This window comes from Agromyces aerolatus, from assembly GCF_031432255.1.
Lineage (GTDB): Bacteria > Actinomycetota > Actinomycetes > Actinomycetales > Microbacteriaceae > Agromyces.
This window is the reverse complement of sequence record NZ_JAVKGQ010000004.1, coordinates 122,141-144,787: the sequence shown is the minus strand read 5'-3', so window position 1 is coordinate 144,787 and position 22,647 is coordinate 122,141. Positions and strand designations below refer to the sequence as shown.

Below are 22,647 nucleotides of genomic sequence, written 5' to 3'. Positions count from 1 at the left end.
CGCGCCCGCGCTCAGCGATCCGCCGCGCGGGCCGACGCGCCTGCGCGATCGCCGAGCCATCCCAGTACGAAGATGACCGCGAAGACCGCCGCGCCCATGACCCAGGCGAACGAGGTGATCCCCAGGGTGAATACGAGATACCAGCCGAGCGCCAGCGTTCCCAAGACCAGCACGATGCCGCTCACGGTGTACAGCAGTGCGCGGCTGCGGAACGCGGGCGGCGGGTCACCGGAGATCCGGCGCCGCAACTCTTGAAGGAGCGCGTTGACGATGATCATGACCAGAACCGCCAGCGAGCCCACGATCCCCGGGACCAGGAAGAGCACGATCACCGCGGCGCTCATGGTCGCACCCGTGCTGAGGTAGTACCACCACGGCGTGCTGACCCGCTCGCGCGGATGTGGCGCAGTCGTCGCCTCCGGATGGTGTTCGTGGTCCGGCATCCCGACAGCCAACGCTCGTCGTGTGATGAAGTCAAGGCCATACGGCGCAGAGCCTCCACATTCCGTGGGAGTTCGAAGACGGGCGGGGCACCCGTCGATAGGGTCGTGCGAGAGGTTCGGGAGGAAGATGCGACGCGCGAAGCGGGCGAAGCCCGGCGACGGGCATGCGCTGCAGCGGTACCGCTGGTGGCAGCCGTTCTCGCGCTCGCTGTTTCATCTCCCCCTCGTCGGGCCGGATGGATCGCCCGAGACCTGGTCCGTCGACATCCGGCACGCCGGCGACGACAACGGCGAGGTGTACGCGCAGCTGTATCTCAACGGCGTGAACCAGGCCCGCTCCAAGCTGCCCGCGGAGTTCACGATCCCGGGCGGCCGAATCGAGGTCGTCACGAGCGGGTACGGTCTGCGGCGGTGCCACTACGTGACCGACGACGGACGCGAACGGCAGCTCATGCCCGACCCGGCGTCGGCCGAGGGCCGGCGGGCGCAACTGCACCGAGCGAACCCGGGTGCGAGTCGTGCGCTGGGCGCCCTGTCCTGGGTCGTGCTCGTCGTCGGCGTCGTGCTCGGCGTGCCGCAGATCCTCGAGACCGTCACGAGCATCCCGCCGATCGCCGAGAACCTCGGCACGTTCGAGAGCCCGATCCACCTGCCGCCGTGGCTGAACATCACGCTGCTGGTCGGTACGCTGCTCGCGAGCACCGAGCGCGCGCTGCGGCTGCGCTACCACTGGCTGCTCGACGGCGGCCTCTTCGGCGAGGACGAGTAGCCGCGGGCGGGGCCGCACGCGGCTCAGATCAGTCCGCAGCTCAGCAGGAAGATGGCGAGTCCGTGCGCGATCGCCGCGAAACTGACGCCGCGCCCCATGCGCAGGAACGCGCAGATGAGTTTCTCCCTGAGCGTGAACGCCAGCAGTGGTGGAACGCGGGTTGGAAGTCCGAAAGTGGGTTGGAGGCGGTGCAGGGCGGCCCGGCAACCCACTTTCGGACTTCCAACACACCCAGTGAACGGATGCCTCGGGCATGGCGAAGGCCCGGACCTCCTGGGAGATCCGGGCCTTCGAGCCGATCGGGTCGGCGGGGGGGTGGGCGCGCGGCGCGCGGCGCGCGGCCGGGGCGGATGCCCCGGGGTTACGCCGCGAGCGGCGCGGTCAGCTCGGCGCGGGGCACGGGCGTGACCGCGAGCACTCCGTTGACGGCGTCGACGCGCACGCCCTCACCGTCGCCGAGGTCGCCGCTCACGAACAGGTCCGCGATGCGGTCGTCGACCTCGCGCTGGATGAGGCGGCGCAGGGGCCGCGCACCGAACTCGGGCTCGTACCCGTGCTCGGCGATCCAGGCGACGGCGGCGGGCGAGACATCCATCGACACCTCGCGCGTCGCGAGCCGCGTGACCGTCGCACCCAGCATGAGCGTGACGATCTCCGCGATCTCGTCCTGCGTGAGCTTCTTGAACAGCACGATCTCGTCGATGCGGTTCAGGAACTCGGGGCGCATGGCCTCGCGCAGCTTGCCCATGACGCGCTGGCGCACGTCGTCCTGCGACGAGAAGCCGTTGGCCGAGGCATCCGATGACGCGACGAAGCCGAGCGCACCGGAACGTGAGGCGAGGAACTCCGAACCGAGGTTCGAGGTCATGATGACGACCGTGTTGCGGAAGTCGACCGTGCGACCCTGCCCGTCGGTGAGCCGCCCGTCGTCGAGGACCTGCAGCAGCAGGTTGAAGACGTCGGGGTGCGCCTTCTCGATCTCGTCGAACAGCACGATCGAGTACGGGTTGCGGCGAACGCGCTCGGTGAGCTGCCCGGCCTCGTCGTAGCCGACGTAGCCGGGAGGGGCGCCGACGAGGCGCGACACGGTGTGCCGCTCGCCGAACTCGGACATGTCGAACCGGATCACGGCGTTCTCGTCGTCGAACAGGCGGTCGGCGAGCGAGCGGGCGAGCTCGGTCTTGCCGACGCCCGTCGGGCCGAGGAACAGGAACGAGCCGACCGGACGCTTCGCATCACCCATGCCCGTGCGGTTTCGGCGCACAGCCTTGGCGACGGCGGTCACGGCGTCGTCCTGCCCGATGACCCGGGCATGCAGCTCGGACTCGAGCTCGGCGAGACGCTCGCGCTCCCCCTCGGTGAGGCGGTTGACCGGGATGCCGGTCGCGCGCGAGATCACCGCGGCGATCTCGGCCTCGTCGATGACGGTGCTCTGCTCGTTGGTCGAGTAGGGAGCGCCAGCGACCGAATCGCGACCACCGTTCCCGGTCTCGATACGCTCCTTCGTCGCTACCCGACCAGCGGCGGTAGCGGCGTCGAGCTTGGCCTGCACCTTGCCGATCTCGTCGCGGATGCGCGACGCCTCTTCGTAGTGCTCGGCCGTGACGGCGGCGTTCTTGTCGGCCTCGAGGGTCGCGAGCCGTTCGATCAGCTCCGAGACATCCACCTTCACGCCCAGGCGCAGCCGCAGGCGCGCGCCGGCCTGGTCGATCAGGTCGATCGCCTTGTCGGGCAGCACGCGGTCGCTCAGGTAGCGAGCGCTCAGCTCGACGGAGGCGCGAAGCGCGGCGTCGGTGTAGCTGACGCCGTGGTGCTCCTCGTAGGCGGACTTGAGGCCCTGGAGGATGAGCACGGAGTCCTCGATGGACGGCTCGCCCACCTTCACCGGCTGGAAGCGGCGCTCGAGCGCCGGGTCCTTCTCGATCCGGCGGTACTCGTTGAGGGTGGTCGCACCGACCAGGTGGAGGTCACCGCGCGCGAGGCGCGGCTTCAGGATGTTGCCCGCATCCATCCCCCCTTCTCCGCCGCCTCCGGCGCCGACGACGGTGTGCACCTCGTCGATGAAGATGATCAGCTCGCCCTTGTGGGCGGCGATCTCTTCCATGGTCTTCGTCAATCGTTCCTCGAAGTCGCCGCGGTAGCGGGTGCCGGCGAGCATTGCGGGGAGGTCGAGTGCGATGACGCGCTTGTGGAGGAGTGCTTCGGGGACGCTCTCGTCGACGATCGCGCGGGCGAGGCCCTCGACGATCGCGGTCTTGCCGACGCCCGCCTCGCCGACCAGCACCGGGTTGTTCTTGGTGCGGCGGCTGAGGATCTCGATGGTCTGCTCGATCTCGTCGACCCGGCCGATGACCGGGTCGAGCTCGCCGGCCTCCGCGCGTGCGGTGAGGTCGGTGCCGAACTTGTCGAGCATGGGGGTGCTGGACTGGCCGGCGGCGCCGTTCGAGGCATCCGTCTCGCTCTGGAAGCCCGGAGTGCCCTCGGTCTCGACCGTCTCGCGCATGCCCTGTGTGAGCGCCTCGGCGGTGACGCCGGCGCGCGCGAGGACCTGCCCGGCGGGGGCGTCCTGACCGAGGACGAGCGCGAAGAAGAGGTGCTCGGGGTCGATGTACGTCGAACCCGCGCTCCGTGCGACCTGGTAGCTGTGGAACAGCGCGCGCGATGCGCTCGGGGTGATGGTCGCCGCGTTCAGGTCAACCGGGGCCTCGGTCGCCTGCGGCAGGCGGGCCTCGGTCGCGGTGATGATGCGCTCGGGGCTCGCACCGACGCGCTGGATCGCCTGCTGGACGGAGTCGTCCTCGACGATCACGCGAAGGATGTGCAGCGCATCGAGCTCCGTCTGTCCTCGTTCGAGGGCGAACCGTCCGGCACGCTGCAGAATGCTCTGGGTGCGCGCGCTCAGGAATCGGCTAAGGTCGATCGACCGAGCCGAGCGGGCGCGCTCACCCTCGAGGTAGCGGGCGAGGAACTCGTCGAACGAGCTCGCGCCGGCCTCGGGGTCGAAGTCGTTGGGCACCTGGCCTCCTGGTTGAAGTTGAGTGGTGTTCGCTCAAGTTCAACGCTGGAGTGGCTGGTGTATTCCCGGGACGGAGAACGCCTCGTCGTGAGTTGCCGCCGGCAAGGCGTGGGGAAATCACGCGAAGGCCAAAGAGATGCATATTGGAGTGTCACCCGTTAGCGTTGGCGCATGCAGAGCCCATTCGACAACCCTGACGCCGCGAAGGCGATGGCCGAAGCCGACGTGATGCACAGGCCCGGGATGGCGGACCAGCTGATGCGAGAGCTCGCCCCGCTGCTCGCAGCGGAAGATATCGACATCGAGAACACCGACGAGCTGGATCTGGCGACGCTGCAAGCCGCTCTCGATCGCGCCGTCGAGCGCCGTAACCTCGAGCTCTCGACGCCGATCGGTGAGCGCCGGGAACGCGCGTGCGTCGTCCTACTCCTGGCCGCCGGAGCGATCGGCGACGACGAGCAGTTGCTGGCCGAGTCACTGGTGTGGGGCGTGCAGCCCGAGCCATCCGACCCTGACGAGCCGTCAGTCGCCAACGTCATCGGGGTCGCGCTGGGCGAACTCGACGGGTGGTTCACCGACCCCGAACTCGAACGAGGCCTGATCGAGTTGCGGGTGCCGGAGACGCTTCCAGGCGGGGTTCGAGCAGCGATCGACATCCTCGCCCTTGCCCGCAAAGGACGAGCATTCGGCTCGATCGACGCCCTCATTCGCCGCCATCGCGGCCTGAAAGTGCTCGAGGGTGCTGCCCTTGCGGTGGCCGCAGCCCTCATGGCGTTGGCTGCGAAAACACACGATACGGTCACGAAGGTCGGTGTCCGCCTGCTCATCGACTCATGAGAACCGCTGCTCCGAAGCCGGAATCGACGGTCGATCGGGAAGAGGCAACCTTGCGCAAGGTCTCGGTGCGACGCAGGCTCGTCGTCGGGGCGACATTGATGGGCGGAGCGATGGCGATGCTCACGGCGCTCATGCCCGGGTGGGGGCTCGTCTTCTGGTCGGCGAGCATCGCTTCGCTCCTCGGCGCCGGCATACTTGCGGCGTTCGAGTACGCCGCCGGGAGGGACGAACCGAGCGACGTCAGGTCAGACCCTCCCGCAAAATGCGCGGAAGCAGACCAACGCGGTCGAAGCGATGGACCAGGTGGATCGTGAAGTCGTTCGGCGAGAACACGAGATGGTACCGCCGAGCGTTGTCGGGATCGCGCTCGAGCAGGTGGCGGTCGAGGAGGCGACGGAGCGCTTGACTTCGAGTCGCCGGTGCGCCCGGGAGAAGCATGGACAGGTCAGATGCGGCGATTGTCGTCTTGCGTGCGGCGATGCTCAAAATTCCCGCGTCCACGACGGTCACGCCGCCCGAGCGTTGCATCCGCTCGAGAGCGGGCAGCAGGAGCTGATCGGTTACGAAGTTCGCATCGCCGAGATTGGTCAGCTTCTCGACATCGGAAGCGAGGCCTTCGAGCAGGTAGGTACACCACGCGATGATCGCGTCGTTCGTCAGCGAGTCGGCATGCTCGAGTTGGTTGTAGTACTCGGTGCGGTCAGCGCCGAAGACAGCGGTCGGGTTGATCGCGCGGTAGTCGGTTGGCGAGGAGAAGCCCTGCTTGACCAGCATCGCATACGTGAGCAGCCGGGCGACGCGGCCGTTGCCGTTGCCGAACGGGTGGATCCAGAGGAACCGGTGGTGAGCGATCGCGGTTTGCAGGAGCTGCTTCTGCGGTTCAACCGGCTCGGAAATGAAGTCAATGAGGTGGTTCATGTGGTCGGGCACGTCGGCCGGCCACGGCGGCTGATGCAGCGATTGCCCGATGCTGACCTCGCCGAGCCGATACGCCCCAGGGGTGCGGTCACCCTCGCGGCGCAGACCCTCGACCGCAATCCGGTGAAGCTCACGGATGAACAGGTTGCTGATCGGCTCACCCGGCGCGTGGGTATCGATGAAGTCGACCGCTCGTTCGAGATTCAGGATCTCTTCGACACCGTCGTCGAAGTCGAACTCGCCGTCTTCGCGACTCTTCGCCACGCCGGACACGGCGTCGAAAATCGAGGTGCGGTTTCCTTCGATCCTTGCCGACATGATGCTCGTCAGCAGTTGCGACAGCGATTTCAACTGGCGGTACACGACCGGCGGAGTGGTGCCTCTGCCGAGCACGGTCCGCGAGCGCTCGAGTTCGATGATCACCCGGGTGAGCTCCGAATCGAAGGCGAACGTCGGATAGTCGATCTTCACGAGATCTTTTTATCAGCCTGGGACGAGAACTTTAAATACTCCGACTAAATACCCAGTTCAAACGCCGTTAACTACGATATATTGCACCGTCTGATTTTATCAGGCAATCATTCCAATTCTCGCGCGCAGCTCAGAACGCCGCCCGCGTCACCGCCGACACCACATCCACACGCGCCAGTTTCTGGGGGTTGGCGATCGAGTGGATGCGCGTGACGCGCCCCTCCTCGATCGTCAGGCTCAGCACCCCGAGCAACTCCCTGTCGACATCCAGCTGCGCCCCGATCCCCCCGTTCACCCACGCCGACGTCAACCGCGGGTGCACCCCGCATTTCTCTATCGACCCGCGCAGGTACGCCACGATCTTCTCGGCCCCCACAATCGGCCGCCGCGCTGCGCCCCGCACCTGCCCGCCGCCGTCGGCGATGGCCACGACGTCGGGCGCGAGCACGTCCACCAACCGCTGCAAGTCCCCCGAGTTGAACGCATCGAGAAACCGCGCCAGCACCTCCTCCTGCTCGTCACGCGCCACGCGCACCCGCGGCCGCCGCGCGGCCACATGCGCCTTCGCGCGGTGCGCGATCTGGCGCACGGCCGGCAGCGACTTCCGGACCGCCACCGCGATCTCTTCGTACGGGCACGTCGAACACCTCGCGCAGCACGAACACGGCGCGCTCGGTCGGCCCGAGCGTCTCGAGCACGGTCAAGGTCGCCATCGACAGACTCTCCGCGAGCACCACGTCATCTGCCACATCGGGCGAGGTCAGCAGCGGCTCGGGCAGCCACTCCCCCACGTACTCCTCGCGGCGGCGCTTCAGCGTGCGCAGGTGGTTGAGCGACTGCCGCGTCACGATGCGCACGAGATACGCGCGCGGGTCGCGCACGTCGCCGTGCGAGACATCCGCCCAGCGCAGCCAGGATTCCTGCAGGACGTCCTCGGCGTCCGTCGCCGAGCCGAGCATCTCGTACGCGACCGTGAAGAGCAGGTTGCGGTGCGTGACGAAGGCGTCCTCGCTCATGCCGGCGACGATACGCGCTGCGGCGAGCGCGCTGCGAGCGGCCGCAGACCGCACGAATCCGACAGCCCGTCGGAATGAATCCCGAGCGCGATGTTCATGCGCGCCGTCGCGTCCATGAGCCCGACCTTCGCGGTCAGCTCGAGCAGCGCAGCCGGGCCGAGCGCGTCGAGCAGCTCCGCCGACAGCTCGTCGCTGACGGCGGGCGGCATCTGACACATCGCCTCGGCATACTCCATCACCTTCCGCTCCAAGGGCGAGAAGACGGATGCCTCGCGCCACCGCGGCACCTCACGCGCCTTCGCCTCGTCGAGACCCTGATCGTGCGCCAGGAAGTAGTGCAGATCGAGACAGAAGCTGCAGCCCACGCACGCGGCCGTCGCCATGCGCGCGAGGCTGCTGAGGTTCGTATCGAGCGCATCCCACTTCTCGGACTTCCGCCCGATCCGCGACAGGTCGAGCAGCACCCGGCGGTTGTGCCACATGACGCCGACCGAGTCGGGCACCTTGCCGAGCATGCGCTTGCTCATGGTCTTCATGACGCTGCCGAGGATGCCGGTGACCTCGGTGGCGGGGATACGTGCTTCGGTGGTCATGATGGCTCCGGTCTCTCGTGTCAGCCGCCTCGTGGCGATGACATGGAGACACCGGTCGCGACGCGTGTGTGACACCGGTCGCCGCATCAGACACAACGGCCTCGACACCTGCTTCATCGTTGCCAACACAGCAGCTCGGTTGAGTATTAGCATGCTATTGCTGAGTGGCATTGGCAGTCGCCAAGCCGCCTGCTGGCGGAAACCCCCGCCGCACCGATCGGAGGACTGAAATGAAGCGATTTCGCCGCTTTCACTTTGGCGATCGCAGCCGCGATCACCTTCACCACGCCGTCGTACGCGGCGGGCGTGCCTATGCGGATGCTCCAGGACATAACCGCGGCGGGCAGATCGATTGAGCCCGAGGCCCCGCCCCGAGCCGGGGTCGAGGCCTTACAGATGGCCCAAGACACGACCACGTCCTGGCGGTCCGAGGCTCCTGCGGACGTCCGAGAACTTGCGATCAGGCACGACGTCTCCTCAGCCGAGGCGCTGATCCTGGACGTCGGCGCCGCGCAGGCCTGGGAGATCGATGAACACACACGCCTTCTGCGAATTCCGATCGCGCCCGGGCAGGGTGTCATGGCGGAGAGCAGCGTGAACATGTTCTTCGATGAATCGGGCGTCCTGACGGGGAAGGTTGAGTTCTATTTTGCTTCGCTTACTCGCGACAGCGGCCAGGTTCGTACCTGGCTTGATGGCCGAAAGATCGTGGATGAGGTCGTTTCTGCTCCAGCCGGAGCAGAAACGCCAACGCCCTTGTACAAGAAGGGCGACTGGTGGGGAAACTTCCTGCAGTGCATGAACAGCGCGGGTGTTGCCGGATGGCTGGTCACTGCGATCTCGATTGCGTGCGGAGCAATCTGCGTTGTGACCGCCGGAGCCGGCTGTTTTGTCTGCCTCGCCGCAGCCGCCGGTACGGCAGGCGGTACGGTTGGCGCCTGTATTGAGATAGCGAATCAGGTCTCGTGAAAGGCGCCCAAATGCCTCAGATTTCGATTCGCCGGCGGCTCGTCGTCTCCGCAGTGCTCCTCGGCGGCGCAACAGCGATGCTGGCTACGCTCGTTTCAGGCTGGGGATTGCTTTGGTTCCTGAGCATCGCCCTCATCCTCTTCGCCGGAGTCTTGGCGGCTTTCGAGTACGCCGCACAGCTGCAGAGGGGCAAACCGCCACGCCAGTGAGCACAGCCACGAAGACTCGACGAGGAACATTCTCCATGCCCCACGACTTGGCGCGATCAGTCGACGAACGTTGCTGGCCTGTTGATGCAACGAGGTCGCTATGGCCTAGCTGGGCGTTTCGGACCGCCGACGCCAATCGGTCGCGCTCGGCGAGGTAGCGCCGAACCAGCGCTCGAGGTTCTCGAGCAGCTCGCGCTGGTCGTCGCCGGTCCAGACCACGTGCCCGTCGGCGCGGAGCAGGACGGCGGGGACGTCCAGCTCGTCGCTCACCGCGACGACGCGGTCGACCCGGTCGGACCAGCCGACGACCGAGAGGCCGCCGTTCTGGTCGACCAGCAGACCGCGGGCGCGATGCATCCGCTCATAGAGGCGGCCAGCATCACGCAGACGGATGTCTCGCATCCGGCTGCCGACGAGGTCGTCAGCGTTGCCGAAGTCGTAGCGGATCGCAGTTCCCGCGACCCGGTCGATCATGGAGCGGCTCACGTCGTCGAAGCGCATGAGGTCGGTGACCAGCCGGCGCACGGCCTGCGGGCCGGGCTCGGCGTCGATCAGCACCGACTGCGCGCGCGTGAGGCTGAGCACATCCGCGGCGGCCGGGTGGCGCTCGGCGAAGTATGTGTCGAGCAGGCCCTTCGGCGCCCAGCCGTGCACCTCGGCGGCGAGCTTCCAGCCGAGGTTGAAGGCGTCCTGGATGCCGAGGTTGAGACCCTGGCCACCCAGCGGCGGGTGCACGTGCGCCGCGTCGCCCGCGAGGAATACCCGCCCCACCCGATACCGCTCGGCGAGGCGCGTGGCATCCGTGAACCGTGACAGCCAGCGCGGCGCGTGCGCGCCGAAGTCGGTGCCGGCGTATGCCCGCAGCTGCGCGCGGAACTCGTCGAGCGTCGGCGGGGTCGTGCGATCCTCGGCCACGGTCGCGGCGGGCACGACGGCACGATGCAAGCCGTTTCCGGCGGGGCCGACCCCGAAGCCGCGATGCGTCTCGCGAACGCGCGCCACCAGCTCGGTGAGCTCGTCGTCCGGCATCGTCACCTCGAGCTCGGCGAGCAGCCATTCCGTCTGCGCCGCCTCCCCGGGGAACTCGACCCCGAGCGACCGACGCACCAGACTCCGACCGCCATCACATCCGACCAGCCACCGCGAACGTTCCCGCGACCCATCGGCCAGATCGACCGTCACCCCGGCGTCGTCCTGCGAGACGCCGACGACCTCGGCCCCACGCCGCACCTCGGCCCCGAGCTCCCCAGCACGTTCAGCCAGCAGCCGGTCGGTCACCGGCTGCGGAATACCGAGCACATACGCGTGCGCCGAATCCAGCTCCACCCCGGGCGCGGCCTCGATGCCCGCGAACTGCCGCACCCCAGCCGGGTACCGCGTGCCCTCAGCCAGGAACCGCTCCAGCAGCCCACGCTGATCCATGATCTCGATGCTGCGCGGCTGCAGCCCGAGCGAGCGCACCAGCGGGCTCGGCTCCACCTCCCGCTCCAGCACGAGCACATCCACGTCGTGCAACCGCAGCTCGCTCGCGAGCATCATGCCCGTCGGACCCCCGCCGACGATGATCACGTCACGCATGCCAGCAGACTACGGCGGCGCCGGAACGCCGACCACGAGGAATCCGGCTGGGCCCGTCGCTATCGGCGCGACGGAGGCCGATACCCGCATCCTCGACCGCGATGCGATTTCTTCACCAACCGATGTACTAGCATGTGAGCGGCTGCTGGTGGCCAGTGAGCCGACACCGACACGTCTGCGAGCCCACATGACCGCGATCTCCCGCCGCGCGCTGCTGAGCGCCGCGCTCGTCCTGCCTCTGGCGGGGTGCGCCGTCGCGGTCGCCCCCGCGCCATCATCCGCCCCGAGCCCCGCCCCCACCCCACGCCCCTCACCCACCCGCCTCGCCACGGCATTCACCGAGCTCGAGACCGAGCACGACGCGCGCTTCGGCCTCTTCGCGATGGACACCGGCACGGGCCGCACCCTCGCGCACCGCGCGGGCGAGCGCTTCGCGTTCTGCTCCACCTTCAAGGCGCTCGCGGCGGCCGCGATCCTGAACCGCCCGGACGAGACCCTCGACACCCTCATCACCTACCGCCGCGACGACCTCGTCGGCAACGCCCCCATCACCGAGCAGCACGTCGACACGGGCATGACCCTGCGCGACCTGTGCGACGCCGCCGTCCGCTTCAGCGACGGCCCGGCGGGCAACCTCCTGGTCCGCGAGCTCGGCGGGCCCGCCGCGCTCACCGAGTGGGCCCGCTCGCTCGGCGACGACACCTTCCGCATGGACCGCGTCGAACCCGACCTCACCGAGGCCACGCCCGGCGACCCGCGCGATACGACCACGCCGGAGGCGTTCGCGACCACGATCCGCGCCCTGCTGCTCGGCGACGCGCTCCGCCCCGAGGCATCCGCCGCACTCACCGACCTCATGCTGCGCAACACGACCGGCGACGCGCGCATCCGCGCCGGCACGCCGGCGCACTGGCTGGTCGCCGAGCGCACCGGCTCGGGCGGGTACGGCACCGCGAACGACATCGGCGTCGTCTGGCCGGCGGATGCCTCACCCATCGCCCTGGCCATCATGACCTCGCGCCCGCGAGCCGACGACGAGCGCTCCGACGCCCTCATCGCCGAAGCCGCCAGGCTCGCCCTGACCGAGCTCGCCGGCGAAGCCGGCCCTTGAACCCCGAGGCAACGGACGTAACGACGCGGTGTGCCAGGACCCTGGCGCCACCGATCAGTACGGCCGCGTGAGCCCGTCGAACATCGGGAAGTGCTTCAGGTTGAGCGTCGCGAGTTCCGCCTCGAGCGAGAGGGCCGTCGCGGCGATTGCGAGGTCGGCGGCATCGATGCCGCGGTTGCCTGGCAGCCAGCGCCGGCCGAGTTCACCTGCGAGCTCGGCGATCTCGGCGTCGACCGGGTGCCAGGTGAACACGCCGAGGAGGTTGCGGGTCACGCGCTCTTCGCCTGGTCGCATGCCGGCCAGAACCTCGAGTTTCGTGATCTCACTGGCTCGGAGCACATCGTCTCCCCGCCAGCCACGGATCCGCTGAAGTGCATCCGCATGGCCGCGAAGCGCATCGATCACGACGGAGGTGTCGACGACAACCGTCATCGGCCGAGGACCTCATCGAGGCGTCGACCGGAACGCAGGCGTTCAACGTACGCTTCACCGTCTTCGTCACGGTTCCGCCACGCACCTGCGGCCTCGTCGATCGCACGAAGATCCGCTGCCAGGTCACGTCTCGGTCCGTACGCCTTCGTGACCGCTTCGCGTATCAGCGATGACATCGATCGCCCCGTTCGCCGGACCTCCTCATCGAGGAGCCGGCGCTCATCGTCGGTGAGTGAGATCTGCGTCCGCAGCATGATGTAAGAATACATCACATCCGCGAAGAGAGATCCAATCGAATGCAGCCTGTGGAGGGATGGTCCCACGAACCGGCGAAGCCGGCTCTTGAACCCCGAGTCATCCGCTGGAACCATGGCCGGGAACCGACGACCCAGGAGCCGGATGTCCGAGATCACCGACCGCGAACCGACCGCCGAGATGTCGACGCTCGCTGGCGCGCCCATCCTGCTGCGAACGCGGCGGCTCATCACCGCCGCGCTGGTCACCGCGTTCCTGTACAACCTGGTGATGACCTCGAGCCGCGGCGGCTGCCCGGGCGGCGTCTCGGGCGATGGCGGATATCTCGACGCGAACGGCCAGCCCACCGACACGGTTCCGATGTGCACGAACCTCACGCTCGGCCCGAGCTGGTGGGTGTTCGTGGCGATCGCACTCGTCGTCGTGCTCGCGATCACGCGCGTGCTGAAGCGCGCGTCCGATCAGCGCGACGCCGCGCGCATCCTCGACCGGGCCGCGCTGCTGATCTTCACGATCGCGGGCGCATCGGTACTCATCAGCTACGTCTGGTTCTTCGCGATCCCGTGGGAGAGCATCTACGACGGTGGCGCGGCAACCCCGTTCCTCTTCGGCAGCGTCGACATCGACGTGTATCCGATCGACCGCTGAGCGAGCATCACTCCGGCACCACGGCGGTCACGATCTGATTCACGACCGCCTCGACCGCGTCGTCGGCCAGCAGATCCGGCATGGTCAGATGTTCGAGCAGCAGCCCGGTCATCGCGAGGTACAGCACCAGCACGGTCGAGCGGTCGCCGGGGAATCCGCCGCCGACGTGATCGGAGTTCGCGATCGCGAGGTTGCCGGCGAAGTGGCGCGTGACGGCCGGCGCGAGCCGCGGGTTGCGGGTCGCCTCGAGCCGCAGCTCGAAGAGCGCGAGATGCGCGGCCCGGTCGGCCTGCGCGCGTTCGACGAGCCACATCATGAGGTCGCGTTCGGTCGCGCGGGTCGGCTCGGCCGCCATGCGGCGAGCGGATTCCTCGGGGTCGGGCGTGAGCCGCTCGAACACGTGTGCGGCGAGCTCGTCGATGAGCTGATCGCGCGAGGCGAAATAGTTCGACGCGGTGCCCGCGGGCACCGCGGCCGCCGTGTCGACCGCACCGAACGTGAGCCCGCGACCGCCCTGCGCGGCCAGCACCTCGACGGCCGCCTCGAGCAATGCTCGTCGGCGCTCGGCATTCTTGACCATTCCGGATGCCTCCTCAGCACGGTCCCGATGAACCCTTGACGGTGCAACAACTATAGCTATAGTGGTTGCCATATGCGAACCCTCACCTACTACATCTCCCTGTCGATCGACGGCTTCATCGCCGGGCCCGACGACGAGGTCGACTTCTTCCCCGGCTCCGACGACTACCGGGCGTGGATGTCCGGCGACTACGGCGATGCGCTGCCGTCGTTCGGTCGCGAGCAGCTCGGCATCGCCGACGCCCCGCTGACGCGCTTCGACACCGTCATCATGGGACGGCGCACCTACGACCCCGCACTCGAGCTCGGCATCACCTCGCCGTACTCACACCTGCGTCAGTACGTCGTCTCGCGAAGCCTCGAGCAGCTCGATCCGGCGGTCACGATCGTGCCGGGATCCCCGATCGACACGGTCCGCGCCCTGAAGGCCGAAGACTCGTCGCTCGGCATCTACCTCGCGGGCGGCGGGCGCCTCGCGGGTCAGCTCATCGAGGAGATCGACGAGCTCGTCATCAAGCGCTACCCCGTGATCGCCGGCGCGGGCCTTCCGGCGTTCGGCCCCGAGTTCTCACCGCGGCGGTTCGCGCTCGACGCCGTGCGCACGTTCGACGGCGGCAATGTCGTCGAATGGTACTCGCGCATGGACCAGAGCGCTTCCGGAGACCCGGCCTAGGGGCGCGCACCGATTACGGCGTCGATCACCGCGTCCCACGCGGGCGGCGGCAGCTCGTGCCCGATACCCGCGAGCGGCACGAAGCGTGCGCCGGGGATGTCTCGTGCGAGCGCTTCCCCGTTCGCTACCGGGAACATGGGGTCCGAGGTCCCGTGGAGCACCGTCGTCGGCACCCGGATCTCGCCCAGCCGTTCGCGCCAGCGGGGCGGCTCCGCGAACGCGGCCGGCTCGTCGTCGGGCCGCGGCGCGGGTGAGCGGCGCACGGCGTCGGTCCAGATCGCGCGGTCGTGCGCCTCGTCGAACTCGTCCCCGGCATAGTCGCGGTCGATCGCCACGTGGTACTCGACGATCGAGTCGGGGTTGCTCCGGTCCGGGTCGGGCAGCGGGTTCGCCCACGCCGTCTGCAGTCGCGCGGACGGCTCGGGCAGGTCGTCATCCCCGCTGCCGAACCAGGCCGGCGTCGTCGACACGAGCGTGAGCGCGCGCACGCGCTCCGGGTGGTCGAGCGCGGCGAGCTGCGCGATCCATCCGCCCGCCGAGCACCCGACCCAGTGCGCATCGTCGGCGCCGACTGTGTCGAGCAAGGCGAGCGCGTCGCCGATGGCGGCCGTGACCCCCGGTTGCCGCCGCTCGGTCGGCCCGAGCGTCGTCTCCCCCGTGCCGCGCTGGTCGTAGCGGATCACCCGGTACCCCTGCTCGGCGATGGCCTCGCAGAACTCGGGTCGCCACCAGTCCATGGGACAGTCGCCGCCCGCGACGAGCAGCACGACCGGATGCTCCGGCGAACCGATCGCCTCGCCGACGAGCAACGTGCCGTCGGGCCGCGCGACGCGCAACCGCCGAACCTCAGCCCGAGACATCCGCATCCTGGTCTCCACCGGCGCCGCGCGATCAGGCGTGCGCGTCCTCCAGGTGCTTGGCACCGTGGTTCAGCACCTTGACGACGAGGTTGTGCTGCCGCAGCACACGGATGGTGCGCGCGATCTCGTCGGACTTCCGGCCGAGCGCGCGCTCGTTCGCGACGACGAGCACGTCGCCCGCCTGCAGCGAGTCGAACAGCCGGCCGAGCCGCTGCTCCCAGGTCAGCTCGACCTCGGGCGCGGGGTGCTTGAAATCGAGGATCGCGACCCCGAAGCGCGCCAGGTCGTTACGCTGCTCGACGACCGACGGCATATCGTCGCGCGCGACGACGATGCCGACGAGCCGGGACCCCTCGGGGCGCGCCTTCCACCAGTCGCGGTGCAGCTGCAGCTCCTCGAAGCACTCGGGGCAGCCGATCGCGGCGTGCGTGTGGTCGTGGACGACCGGCAGGCTCGCGGTCGTCGCAGGCACCGTCGTCGCAGGCACCGCCGACGTGCCATGGTCCGTCGTATCCGTCATCAGCTCACCCATCCCGCCGTCACGTCGCTCTCCATTGTCCCTGCGATCGCGCTCGCGCGCACGCCGCGCGCGGAAGCCGCGCACACGATCACCCCTCGGCGAGCTCCACCCTCGGCTCGAGCCCCAGGAATGCGGCGTAGCGTGCCGCAGCCTCTTCGATCGCGGACCGCTCGCGCGCGCGAAGCGCGCGGTACGGCTGCAGCGCGAAGGTCACGCGCTTCGCGCCGATCGTGCGCTTCATGGCGGCGAGCAGCTGCCCGTCGACGAGCGCCATGCCGATCGCCGCCTCGCGACCGCGCGGCACGAGACCGTCGGAGTCGAGCATCCAGCGCGAGTCCTGGTACCCGCGGTACATCTCGTCGAGCACCTGCAGCAGGTGACCGGCGGGCGCGGTCGGCGACTCCCCGGACGCCGGCGGCTCCTCGCCTGCGGCGTGCCAGAACGTGCGCCCGTCGTGCTCGAACGACGAGAGCCGGTCTCCCGCGCCGGCGATGCCCCGCCGCACATCGGTCACGACGAGCGTCGCCCAATACATGAGGTCGCGCTCGGTCGCGGGGCCGTGCGACGTGAAGTACCGCAGGGCCAGCTCGGCGAGCCCCTCGTCGCGGTCGAGCCGCCTGGGCGCGGGCACGCGCTCGTCGAACAGCGCGTAGGTGTGCTCGCCGTCGCGTGGCGCGCCGCTCGTCACCCGGTTGTGCACCTCGAGCCACGCCATGAGCAGCCCGAGCGGCTGGCCGGTGAGCGGCTCGCCGCGCTCGGCGAGCCGGGTCGCGAGCTCGGTCCGGGTGAGTGCGGATGCCTCACCCAGCGCCGCCTCGACGATGCCGGCGATCGCGGGAACCCGGTCGCCGAGCGGTCGCAGCTGCTGCTCGTAGACGGGCAGCACCCGGGGCGAGGTGAGCTCCTGCAGCCAATGCACGTCGTCGGCCGGCACGTAATGCCAGGTCGACCGGAGGATGTGGGTGCGCAGCACCTGCCCGGTCGCGAGCGCAGCGGCCAGGTCGTCCTGGTCCGGTGCCTCGGTGCGGGTCGCGACCGCCCACGCCGACTGCGAGGGGTTCTCGGCCTGCACCGCGAGCAGCGCGCGCACGACCTGCTCGGCGTCACCATGCGGCGCGGCGAGCAGCTGTGAGCGCAACCGCCACCGGCTGACGTCACGATCGGTCGTCATGCCTGCAGCGTAGGGCGGGCCACCGACGCAGGCGCCACGCCCACGCGCAGACCGCGAATCCTTCGCCCGCTCCGGTTCAGCCGAACTCGCTGAGCTGCCGCACGAGCCCCCATCGTTCACGGAGCCGGTCGACGACGCGACGACGCTCGTCGGCCCCGTCGGCGAAGTCCACGGCCGGGGCTGCTTCATCTGCGTCGCTCATGCGGGTGAACAGGGCGCTCTGCGCGCCGCGTTGGCGTTCGGTCACCATCGTCCGATCCTGCTGCATCCCAGTATGCTACCAAGCCTGGCCAGCAGTGTCAGCCGAATCGCCCGAGCTGCGCAGAAACGCGCGCACCGGCCGCTTCCGATGCCCACCCGCGGGGCCGTTCGCGGGGGCCATCCGCACCAGCCCTGAGCCGACGCCCTCCACCGGGCGCGTACCTCCCCGCAGGGCGATTGCGGGTTCGCCGCGTTCCCGCGGCCCGGGCCGACCACGATCGTGGCAGATGCATCCCATCGATCTCACCCGATCTCACCCGAGGAGCAGGCATCATGCGCAGGGTCTACACAGTTTTCGCCTGGAGCGTCGCCGGCGGCGTCGTCGTCCAGGCCGCCGCGATCGCGTTCGCGTTCGGCGGCGTCCTGAACCGTGTGCAAGAGGGCGGCGTGGTCGACAAGGCGCTCGTCGAGAGCGGCGGGTCGGCCGGCCGGGGCGAACTGGGCTTCTGGATCCACGGCCTCGTGGGCGGCGTCGCGATCCCGATGATCGCCGTCGCGCTGCTCGTCGTGTCGTTCCTCGTGCGGGCGCGCGGAGCGCGCCTCTGGGCGGCGGTCGTGCTCGCGGTCGTCGTGCTGCAGGTCACACTCGGTTTCTCACTGACGGATGTCCCGTACCTCGGACTCATCCACGGCGCCAATGCGGTCGCGGTCGTCGGCACCGCGTCGATCGCCGCCCTCCGGATGCGCCCCGCTCGCACGCCCCGGACCGGAGCGGCGCGCGCGAACCCCGACCCGACACGAGGAGCGTCGACCGATGTCGCTGCTGCCTGACCTGCTGCAGCCCGTTCCCGACACGGCATGGGTCTGGCGCCGGCCGGGCGTCGACCTCGAACCCGACGCGGCCGAGTATCTCCCCGCGTCGCACCGTGCGGGCCACGCCTCGCGGTTCGCCGCATCCGCCGCGCCCGCGCCCGCGCCCGCGCCCGAACGCTCGGGCGGCGAGCCGCCCGACCACGCCCCGCGCCGGCGCGAGCTGCTCCGCCGGGTCGCCGCCGGCGTCGCCGTCGCGACGGCGCTCGGCGTCGGCGCGATCGCCTGGAGCTCGACGCTCGTCGGCGAGTACTCGGTCATGGACCTCGGCGCCGGCCCCGCGTCGCACGCCGGCCACGCCGGGCACGCCGGCCACGAACCCGGGGCCGCGGGCGATCCCGGCGCGCCCGGAGCATCCGTCGCCGGCGCGACCGCACCCCGGGTCAGCGTGACCGACCTCACCGCACCGGCCGACCGCCCGGCCGACGTGCACGTCGAGCTCGTTGCCAGGCAGAGCACCGTCGACGTGCCCGGCGGCCACGCCGTCGAGGGGTACACCGTGAACGGCACGTCGCCCGGCCCCGAGATCCGGGCGCGGCAGGGCGACCTCGTCGAGGTCGAGTTCGTGAACGCGTCGGTCGCCGACGGCGCGACCCTGCACTGGCACGGCATGGACGTGCCGAACGCCGCCGACGGCGTCGCGGGCATCACCCAGGACGTCGTGCCCGTCGGCGGCCGCTTCACCTCCCGCTTCGTCGCCGAGGACGCGGGCACCTACTGGTACCACTCGCACCAGGTCTCGCACGAGCAGGTCGTCGGCGGGCTGCTCGGCGCGGTCGTCATCGAACCACGCACCGAAGGCGCGTCGGTGACGGATGCTCCAGGCACCACGCACGACGTCGCCGCCCTGCTGCACGTCTACGGCGGCCAGTACACGCTCAACGGGCGCGCCGGCGACGAGCGCGTCGGCGCGGAACCCGGCGAGACCGTGCGCGTGCGCGTCATCAACACCGACCAGGGCACGGCGTCGGTGTGGTCGGCGGCTCCGTTCACGGTGCTCGCCACCGACGGCCACGAGGTGCACGCGCCCACGCCGATCACGGGCCGACGGGTGCTCATCCCGGCCGGCGGGCGGGCGGATGTCTCGGTGCAGGCGCCGAACGACGGCGCCGTGCGACTGCACGTGGGCGGCGCCCGGAGCATCCTGATCGGCGACCTCGACGCGACCGGCGAGGCGACCGACGTCCCGCAGCCCACCGACACCCTCGACCTGCTCTCGTACGGCGCTGCCGCGCCGCTCGACTTCGATCCGACCGCGCCGGACCGCTCGTTCGACTACGTCATCGCGCGCCGCTTCGGCGTCATCGACGGGCGCCCCGGGAACTTCTGGACCGTCAACGGCCGCATGTTCCCCGACATGCCCATGTTCCACGTGCGCGAGGGCGACGTGGTCGTCATGCACCTCAGGAACGATTCGGGCGACGTGCACCCCATGCACCTGCACGGCCACCATGTCGTCGTGCTCGCACGGGACGGCGTCGCCGCATCCGGCAGCCCCTGGGTCGTCGACTCGCTCGACGTGCACCCAGGCGAGCGCTACGACATCGCGTTCGTCGCCGACAACCCCGGCATCTGGAGCGACCACTGCCACACGCTGCCGCACGCGGTCGACGGGCTCGTCGCGCACGTTATGTACGACGGCGTGACGACGCCGTTCACGATCAACGGGGCCGCGGGCAACCGCCCCGAGTGATGCGCGCGGCAGGGGATCAACGCTCGCCGCGGGCGCGACATCCGCGTAGCCTGACGCCCGAGATCGCATCCGAACAAGGCGGAGACCTTGTCCGAACGAGGGGGTTCCAGATGGCCGAGATCGCACCCATCCAACCGTGTCTCTGGTTCGACGACCGGGCGCGCGAGGCGATGGACTACTACGTCGACGTGTTCCCGAACTCGCAGATCATTCGCATCGACGAGTACCCGGACGAATCGCTCGACGAGCACTTCACGGGCATGTCGGGCAAGGTGCTGAACGGGCAGTTCGCGCTGAACGGCGTGGAGTTCACCTGCCTCGACGGCGGGCCGCTGTTGCGGTTCAACGAGTCCGTGTCGTTCATCGTGTCGTGCGAAGACCAGGAGGAGATCGACTACTACTGGTCGAAGCTGTCGCACGTGCCCGAGTCCGAACAGTGCGGCTGGTGCAAAGACCGGTTCGGCGTCAGCTGGCAGGTCATCCCCGCCCGCATGGGCGAGCTGACCCGCCGCCCCGCGCAGATCCAGGTCATGATGCAGCAGAAGAAGATCGTGATCGAGGAGCTCGAGCACGCCTGACGCGGCGCAGGATGGCCGGACGTTGGCAACGTTGGTAAGGTCTGGTGGTCAGCCACCACTCCTCCACAGGAGGTCGCCATGCAGATCAGTGCACGAGCGTTCAACAACGACCTCGCCGCAGCGAAGCGGCACGCCAGACTCGAACCGGTGATCATCACCGACCGCGGGGAGCCCGCATACGTCCTGATGTCGATCGCGGAGTACGAACGCCTGCGAGGCACCCCGACGAACATCGTCGACGCCCTGCGGATGGACGAGGACATCCCGTTCGACCCGCCCCGCGTGAACTTCGAACTGAGGATTCCCGACCTGTGAGCTGGCTCCTCGACACGAACGTGGTCAGCGAGCTGCGGCGCCCCGTGCGGACGAGCCGTGCGCTGACGGAGTGGGCCGCGCACCAGGATCCCTCGTTGCTGTTCATCTCCGCGATGACGATCGTCGAGCTCGAGACGGGCGTGTGCCGCAAAGAACGCACGGACCCGCTCCAGGGCGCAGTGCTGCGCCGATGGCTGGATGGCAACGTGATCCCGGCGTTCGAAGGCCGGACGCTTCCGGTGGACGCCAGGGTGGCCGTCCGCGCCGGCTCGTTGCACGTTCCCGACCCGAAGCCATCCACCGATGCGCTCATCGCCGCAACCGCCATGGTGCATGGGCTCACGGTCGTCACCCGCAATGCCCGGGACTTCACGCCGCTCGGTGTGCCGGTCTTGAATCCGTGGAGCCAAGAGCGCTGAACGAGGCCCGGTCGCCCCGGGCGGAGGATCGCGGTGCACGGGCTTCCCGGCTCGGGGACGTAGGCTCGTCTCCTGCGTCATTCGACTGAACAGGAGCACCACCGCATGACCGACTCGTCTTTGGACATCTTCGAGCAGTACGAGTCCAACGTGCGCGGGTACATCCGTGCCTTCCCCGTCGTGTTCGACAGTGCGAAGGGCTCGACGCTGACCGCGGCCGACGGGCGCGAGTACCTCGACTTCTTCGCGGGCGCGGGCGTGCTGAACTACGGGCACAACAATCCGCACTTCACGCGCGCTCTGATCGAGTACCTCGAGCGCGACGGCATCATCCACGGGCTCGACATGGCGACCTCCGCGAAGAAGGCCTTCATCGAGGCGTTCGAGCGCGTCGTGCTCGCTCCCCGCGACCTCGACTACAAGATCCAGTTCACGGGACCGACAGGCGCCAACGCGGTCGAGGCCGCGCTGAAGGTCGCCCGCCAGGCGACCGGCCGCGCCAACGTCGTCGCGTTCACCAACGCGTTCCACGGGCTCAGCCTCGGCGGCCTCGCCGCCACCGGCAACAGTCACTACCGCGCCGCCGCGGGCGTCGCGCTCGACAACGTCACGCGACTCCCCTACGACGGATACCTCGGCGCCGGCGTCGACACGCTCGACCTGTTCGAGCGCATGCTCGAGGACGGCGGCAGCGGACTCGACCTGCCCGCCGCGGTCATCGTCGAGGCGGTGCAGGGCGAGGGCGGCATCAACGTCGCGAGCGCGCCGTGGCTGCAGCGGCTCAGGCAGCTCACCGCCGACCGCGGCATCCTGCTCATCCTCGACGAGATCCAGTCGGGCATCGGGCGCACCGGCTCGTTCTTCGCGTTCGAGGAGTCGGGCATCGTGCCCGACCTCGTGACCGTGTCGAAGTCCATCTCGGGCTCGGGCCTGCCCATGTCGCTCGTGCTCATGCGGCCCGAGGTCGACGTGTGGAAGCCCGGTCAGCACACCGGCACGTTCCGCGGCAACAACCTCGCGTTCATCTCGGCGCGCGTCGCGCTCGAGGAGTACTGGACCGACGACGCGTTCATGGACGGAGTCGCGGCGAAGTCGGCCCTGCTGCGTCGCACGCTCGACGAGATCGCGGCCGAGCAGACCGACCTCGGCCTCACCGTCCGCGGCCGCGGACTGTTCATGGGTCTCGTGTGCGACGGCGATCCGACCTGGGCAGGCCGGGTCTCGGCCGAGGCGTTCCGCCGCGGGCTCGTCATCGAGACGTCGGGTGCGAACGACCAGGTGCTCAAGTTCCTCCCGGCGCTCACGATCACCGAGGACGAGCTCACGCGCGGCCTGCAGATCGTGCGCGAGAGCATCGCGGCCGTCGCCGCGGGCTGACGGGTCGGCGGCGGCGAAATCCCCCAGGCTCGCCCTCGCGCACACTGGCGCAGAAACGGAGACATTTCTATACTGTCGCGCGGACGGCACCGAATCGACGACGACGGACGGACGTGTGGGCGTGGG

The 22,647-nt window shown here is 69.3% G+C and carries 28 protein-coding genes; 13 read left to right on the top strand and 15 right to left on the bottom strand.

The features are described from left to right. Nucleotides 1–11: 11 nt before the first annotated feature. Nucleotides 12–344: a hypothetical protein gene (locus RH864_RS07200; RefSeq protein WP_310516850.1), complete on the bottom strand. Its 333-nt coding sequence runs from the start codon at nt 342–344 to the stop codon at nt 12–14. A gap of 226 nt (nt 345–570) precedes the next feature. Here RH864_RS07200 and RH864_RS07195 point away from each other — a divergent pair, with 226 nt between their 5' ends. Then, nucleotides 571–1,212 (top strand): hypothetical protein, encoded by a 642-nt coding sequence (locus tag RH864_RS07195; protein ID WP_310516849.1) that lies wholly within the window; start codon nt 571–573, stop codon nt 1,210–1,212. Between the two features lie 361 nt (nt 1,213–1,573). Here the strand turns inward: RH864_RS07195 and RH864_RS07190 are convergent, their stop codons facing one another. Next, nucleotides 1,574–4,228, bottom strand: coding sequence for an ATP-dependent Clp protease ATP-binding subunit (locus tag RH864_RS07190; protein ID WP_310516848.1), 2,655 nt, complete (start codon nt 4,226–4,228; stop codon nt 1,574–1,576). 171 nt (nt 4,229–4,399) lie between these two features. Between RH864_RS07190 and RH864_RS07185 the strand changes: the two genes are divergently transcribed. Then, nucleotides 4,400–5,065 carry a hypothetical protein gene (locus RH864_RS07185; RefSeq protein WP_310516847.1) on the top strand — a complete coding sequence of 222 codons (666 nt, stop codon included), beginning with the start codon at nt 4,400–4,402 and terminating at the stop codon, nt 5,063–5,065. Here RH864_RS07185 and RH864_RS07180 read toward each other — a convergent pair. The 5 genes from RH864_RS07180 to RH864_RS07160 form a co-directional block, all read right to left on the bottom strand. Further along, nucleotides 5,052–5,234 (bottom strand): hypothetical protein, encoded by a 183-nt coding sequence (locus RH864_RS07180; protein WP_310516846.1) that lies wholly within the window; start codon nt 5,232–5,234, stop codon nt 5,052–5,054. The two genes, RH864_RS07185 and RH864_RS07180, sit on opposite strands and share 14 nt — an antisense overlap. A 71-nt stretch (nt 5,235–5,305) precedes the next feature. Continuing rightward, nucleotides 5,306–6,454, bottom strand: a complete 1,149-nt coding sequence (locus RH864_RS07175) for a Fic family protein (protein ID WP_310516845.1) — start codon at nt 6,452–6,454, stop codon at nt 5,306–5,308. 130 nt (nt 6,455–6,584) lie between these two features. Further along, on the bottom strand, nt 6,585–6,983 hold the full coding sequence (locus RH864_RS07170) for a nuclear transport factor 2 family protein (protein ID WP_310516844.1): 399 nt from the start codon (nt 6,981–6,983) through the stop codon (nt 6,585–6,587). Then, a complete protein-coding gene (locus tag RH864_RS07165) occupies nt 6,973–7,470 on the bottom strand; it encodes a sigma-70 family RNA polymerase sigma factor (RefSeq protein WP_310516843.1) in 498 nt (165 codons plus the stop codon). Before RH864_RS07165 ends, RH864_RS07170 begins: the two co-directional genes overlap by 11 nt. After that, nucleotides 7,467–8,063 (bottom strand): carboxymuconolactone decarboxylase family protein, encoded by a 597-nt coding sequence (locus tag RH864_RS07160; RefSeq protein ID WP_310516842.1) that lies wholly within the window; start codon nt 8,061–8,063, stop codon nt 7,467–7,469. Before RH864_RS07160 ends, RH864_RS07165 begins: the two co-directional genes overlap by 4 nt. A gap of 255 nt (nt 8,064–8,318) precedes the next feature. Between RH864_RS07160 and RH864_RS07155 the strand changes: the two genes are divergently transcribed. Beyond that, entirely contained in the window at nt 8,319–9,032 is a 714-nt protein-coding gene (locus RH864_RS07155) for a hypothetical protein (RefSeq protein WP_310516841.1), read from the top strand. A gap of 11 nt (nt 9,033–9,043) precedes the next feature. Continuing rightward, entirely contained in the window at nt 9,044–9,241 is a 198-nt protein-coding gene (locus RH864_RS07150; RefSeq protein WP_310516840.1) for a hypothetical protein, read from the top strand. Between the two features lie 105 nt (nt 9,242–9,346). Here the strand turns inward: RH864_RS07150 and RH864_RS07145 are convergent, their stop codons facing one another. Then, on the bottom strand, nt 9,347–10,819 hold the full coding sequence (locus tag RH864_RS07145) for an FAD-dependent monooxygenase (RefSeq protein WP_310516839.1): 1,473 nt from the start codon (nt 10,817–10,819) through the stop codon (nt 9,347–9,349). A 187-nt stretch (nt 10,820–11,006) separates the two neighbouring features. Here RH864_RS07145 and bla point away from each other — a divergent pair, with 187 nt between their 5' ends. Beyond that, nucleotides 11,007–11,930 carry a class A beta-lactamase gene (bla, locus tag RH864_RS07140; RefSeq protein ID WP_310516838.1) on the top strand — a complete coding sequence of 308 codons (924 nt, stop codon included), beginning with the start codon at nt 11,007–11,009 and terminating at the stop codon, nt 11,928–11,930. Between the two features lie 54 nt (nt 11,931–11,984). Here bla and RH864_RS07135 read toward each other — a convergent pair whose 3' ends face one another. Continuing rightward, a complete protein-coding gene (locus RH864_RS07135; RefSeq protein ID WP_310516837.1) occupies nt 11,985–12,362 on the bottom strand; it encodes a PIN domain-containing protein in 378 nt (125 codons plus the stop codon). Then, on the bottom strand, nt 12,359–12,775 hold the full coding sequence (locus tag RH864_RS07130; RefSeq protein WP_310516836.1) for a ribbon-helix-helix protein, CopG family: 417 nt from the start codon (nt 12,773–12,775) through the stop codon (nt 12,359–12,361). The genes RH864_RS07135 and RH864_RS07130 overlap by 4 nt, the downstream gene beginning before the upstream one ends. Here RH864_RS07130 and RH864_RS07125 point away from each other — a divergent pair. Next, the gene (locus RH864_RS07125) at nt 12,762–13,265 is read left to right on the top strand and encodes a hypothetical protein (RefSeq protein ID WP_310516835.1); all 504 of its coding nucleotides are present in this window, start codon (nt 12,762–12,764) and stop codon (nt 13,263–13,265) included. The genes RH864_RS07130 and RH864_RS07125 overlap by 14 nt on opposite strands. Nucleotides 13,266–13,272: 7 nt before the next feature. Here RH864_RS07125 and RH864_RS07120 read toward each other — a convergent pair whose 3' ends face one another. Beyond that, the gene (locus RH864_RS07120; RefSeq protein WP_310516834.1) at nt 13,273–13,845 is read right to left on the bottom strand and encodes a TetR/AcrR family transcriptional regulator; all 573 of its coding nucleotides are present in this window, start codon (nt 13,843–13,845) and stop codon (nt 13,273–13,275) included. 72 nt (nt 13,846–13,917) lie between these two features. On the opposite strand from RH864_RS07120, the gene RH864_RS07115 reads away from it, so the two are divergent. Further along, a complete protein-coding gene (locus tag RH864_RS07115; protein WP_310516833.1) occupies nt 13,918–14,517 on the top strand; it encodes a dihydrofolate reductase family protein in 600 nt (199 codons plus the stop codon). Here RH864_RS07115 and RH864_RS07110 read toward each other — a convergent pair. The 4 genes from RH864_RS07110 to RH864_RS07095 all read right to left on the bottom strand — a co-directional run bounded on the left by RH864_RS07110 (nt 14,514) and on the right by RH864_RS07095 (nt 17,336). Continuing rightward, nucleotides 14,514–15,377: an alpha/beta fold hydrolase gene (locus RH864_RS07110; protein ID WP_310516832.1), complete on the bottom strand. Its 864-nt coding sequence runs from the start codon at nt 15,375–15,377 to the stop codon at nt 14,514–14,516. The genes RH864_RS07115 and RH864_RS07110 overlap by 4 nt on opposite strands. Nucleotides 15,378–15,408: 31 nt before the next feature. Then, nucleotides 15,409–15,897 carry a recombinase family protein gene (locus RH864_RS07105; protein ID WP_310516831.1) on the bottom strand — a complete coding sequence of 163 codons (489 nt, stop codon included), beginning with the start codon at nt 15,895–15,897 and terminating at the stop codon, nt 15,409–15,411. 88 nt (nt 15,898–15,985) lie between these two features. Further along, nucleotides 15,986–17,068, bottom strand: coding sequence for a winged helix DNA-binding domain-containing protein (locus RH864_RS07100; protein ID WP_310516830.1), 1,083 nt, complete (start codon nt 17,066–17,068; stop codon nt 15,986–15,988). 76 nt (nt 17,069–17,144) lie between these two features. Then, complete coding sequence (locus RH864_RS07095; RefSeq protein ID WP_310516829.1) at nt 17,145–17,336, bottom strand: hypothetical protein; 192 nt, start codon at nt 17,334–17,336, stop codon at nt 17,145–17,147. Between the two features lie 266 nt (nt 17,337–17,602). On the opposite strand from RH864_RS07095, the gene RH864_RS07090 reads away from it, so the two are divergent. The 6 genes from RH864_RS07090 to ectB all read left to right on the top strand — a co-directional run bounded on the left by RH864_RS07090 (nt 17,603) and on the right by ectB (nt 22,521). Then, nucleotides 17,603–18,100 (top strand): hypothetical protein, encoded by a 498-nt coding sequence (locus RH864_RS07090; protein ID WP_310516828.1) that lies wholly within the window; start codon nt 17,603–17,605, stop codon nt 18,098–18,100. Next, nucleotides 18,084–19,832 carry a multicopper oxidase family protein gene (locus tag RH864_RS07085; protein WP_310516827.1) on the top strand — a complete coding sequence of 583 codons (1,749 nt, stop codon included), beginning with the start codon at nt 18,084–18,086 and terminating at the stop codon, nt 19,830–19,832. The genes RH864_RS07090 and RH864_RS07085 overlap by 17 nt, the downstream gene beginning before the upstream one ends. 110 nt (nt 19,833–19,942) lie before the next feature. Then, nucleotides 19,943–20,410, top strand: a complete 468-nt coding sequence (locus RH864_RS07080; protein ID WP_310516826.1) for a VOC family protein — start codon at nt 19,943–19,945, stop codon at nt 20,408–20,410. Between the two features lie 78 nt (nt 20,411–20,488). Next, nucleotides 20,489–20,725: a type II toxin-antitoxin system Phd/YefM family antitoxin gene (locus RH864_RS07075; protein ID WP_310516825.1), complete on the top strand. Its 237-nt coding sequence runs from the start codon at nt 20,489–20,491 to the stop codon at nt 20,723–20,725. Then, entirely contained in the window at nt 20,722–21,144 is a 423-nt protein-coding gene (locus RH864_RS07070) for a type II toxin-antitoxin system VapC family toxin (protein ID WP_310516824.1), read from the top strand. The genes RH864_RS07075 and RH864_RS07070 overlap by 4 nt, the downstream gene beginning before the upstream one ends. Before the next feature lie 105 nt (nt 21,145–21,249). Continuing rightward, nucleotides 21,250–22,521, top strand: a complete 1,272-nt coding sequence (gene ectB, locus RH864_RS07065; protein WP_310516823.1) for a diaminobutyrate--2-oxoglutarate transaminase — start codon at nt 21,250–21,252, stop codon at nt 22,519–22,521. Nucleotides 22,522–22,647 lie beyond the last annotated feature (126 nt).

Coding starts and splice junctions, on each gene's coding strand:
- RH864_RS07200 (WP_310516850.1), bottom strand. CDS start 344: ATGAGCGCCGCGGTGATCGTGCTCTTCCTGGTCCCGGGGATCGTGGGC.
- RH864_RS07195 (WP_310516849.1), top strand. CDS start 571: ATGCGACGCGCGAAGCGGGCGAAGCCCGGCGACGGGCATGCGCTGCAG.
- RH864_RS07185 (WP_310516847.1), top strand. CDS start 4,400: ATGCAGAGCCCATTCGACAACCCTGACGCCGCGAAGGCGATGGCCGAA.
- RH864_RS07180 (WP_310516846.1), bottom strand. CDS start 5,234: ATGCTCGCCGACCAGAAGACGAGCCCCCACCCGGGCATGAGCGCCGTG.
- RH864_RS07165 (WP_310516843.1), bottom strand. CDS start 7,470: ATGAGCGAGGACGCCTTCGTCACGCACCGCAACCTGCTCTTCACGGTC.
- RH864_RS07160 (WP_310516842.1), bottom strand. CDS start 8,063: ATGACCACCGAAGCACGTATCCCCGCCACCGAGGTCACCGGCATCCTC.
- RH864_RS07150 (WP_310516840.1), top strand. CDS start 9,044: ATGCCTCAGATTTCGATTCGCCGGCGGCTCGTCGTCTCCGCAGTGCTC.
- RH864_RS07145 (WP_310516839.1), bottom strand. CDS start 10,819: ATGCGTGACGTGATCATCGTCGGCGGGGGTCCGACGGGCATGATGCTC.
- bla (WP_310516838.1), top strand. CDS start 11,007: ATGACCGCGATCTCCCGCCGCGCGCTGCTGAGCGCCGCGCTCGTCCTG.
- RH864_RS07135 (WP_310516837.1), bottom strand. CDS start 12,362: ATGACGGTTGTCGTCGACACCTCCGTCGTGATCGATGCGCTTCGCGGC.
- RH864_RS07125 (WP_310516835.1), top strand. CDS start 12,762: ATGTCCGAGATCACCGACCGCGAACCGACCGCCGAGATGTCGACGCTC.
- RH864_RS07120 (WP_310516834.1), bottom strand. CDS start 13,845: ATGGTCAAGAATGCCGAGCGCCGACGAGCATTGCTCGAGGCGGCCGTC.
- RH864_RS07115 (WP_310516833.1), top strand. CDS start 13,918: ATGCGAACCCTCACCTACTACATCTCCCTGTCGATCGACGGCTTCATC.
- RH864_RS07110 (WP_310516832.1), bottom strand. CDS start 15,377: ATGTCTCGGGCTGAGGTTCGGCGGTTGCGCGTCGCGCGGCCCGACGGC.
- RH864_RS07105 (WP_310516831.1), bottom strand. CDS start 15,897: ATGACGGATACGACGGACCATGGCACGTCGGCGGTGCCTGCGACGACG.
- RH864_RS07100 (WP_310516830.1), bottom strand. CDS start 17,068: ATGACGACCGATCGTGACGTCAGCCGGTGGCGGTTGCGCTCACAGCTG.
- RH864_RS07095 (WP_310516829.1), bottom strand. CDS start 17,336: ATGCAGCAGGATCGGACGATGGTGACCGAACGCCAACGCGGCGCGCAG.
- RH864_RS07090 (WP_310516828.1), top strand. CDS start 17,603: ATGCGCAGGGTCTACACAGTTTTCGCCTGGAGCGTCGCCGGCGGCGTC.
- RH864_RS07085 (WP_310516827.1), top strand. CDS start 18,084: ATGTCGCTGCTGCCTGACCTGCTGCAGCCCGTTCCCGACACGGCATGG.
- RH864_RS07080 (WP_310516826.1), top strand. CDS start 19,943: ATGGCCGAGATCGCACCCATCCAACCGTGTCTCTGGTTCGACGACCGG.
- RH864_RS07075 (WP_310516825.1), top strand. CDS start 20,489: ATGCAGATCAGTGCACGAGCGTTCAACAACGACCTCGCCGCAGCGAAG.
- ectB (WP_310516823.1), top strand. CDS start 21,250: ATGACCGACTCGTCTTTGGACATCTTCGAGCAGTACGAGTCCAACGTG.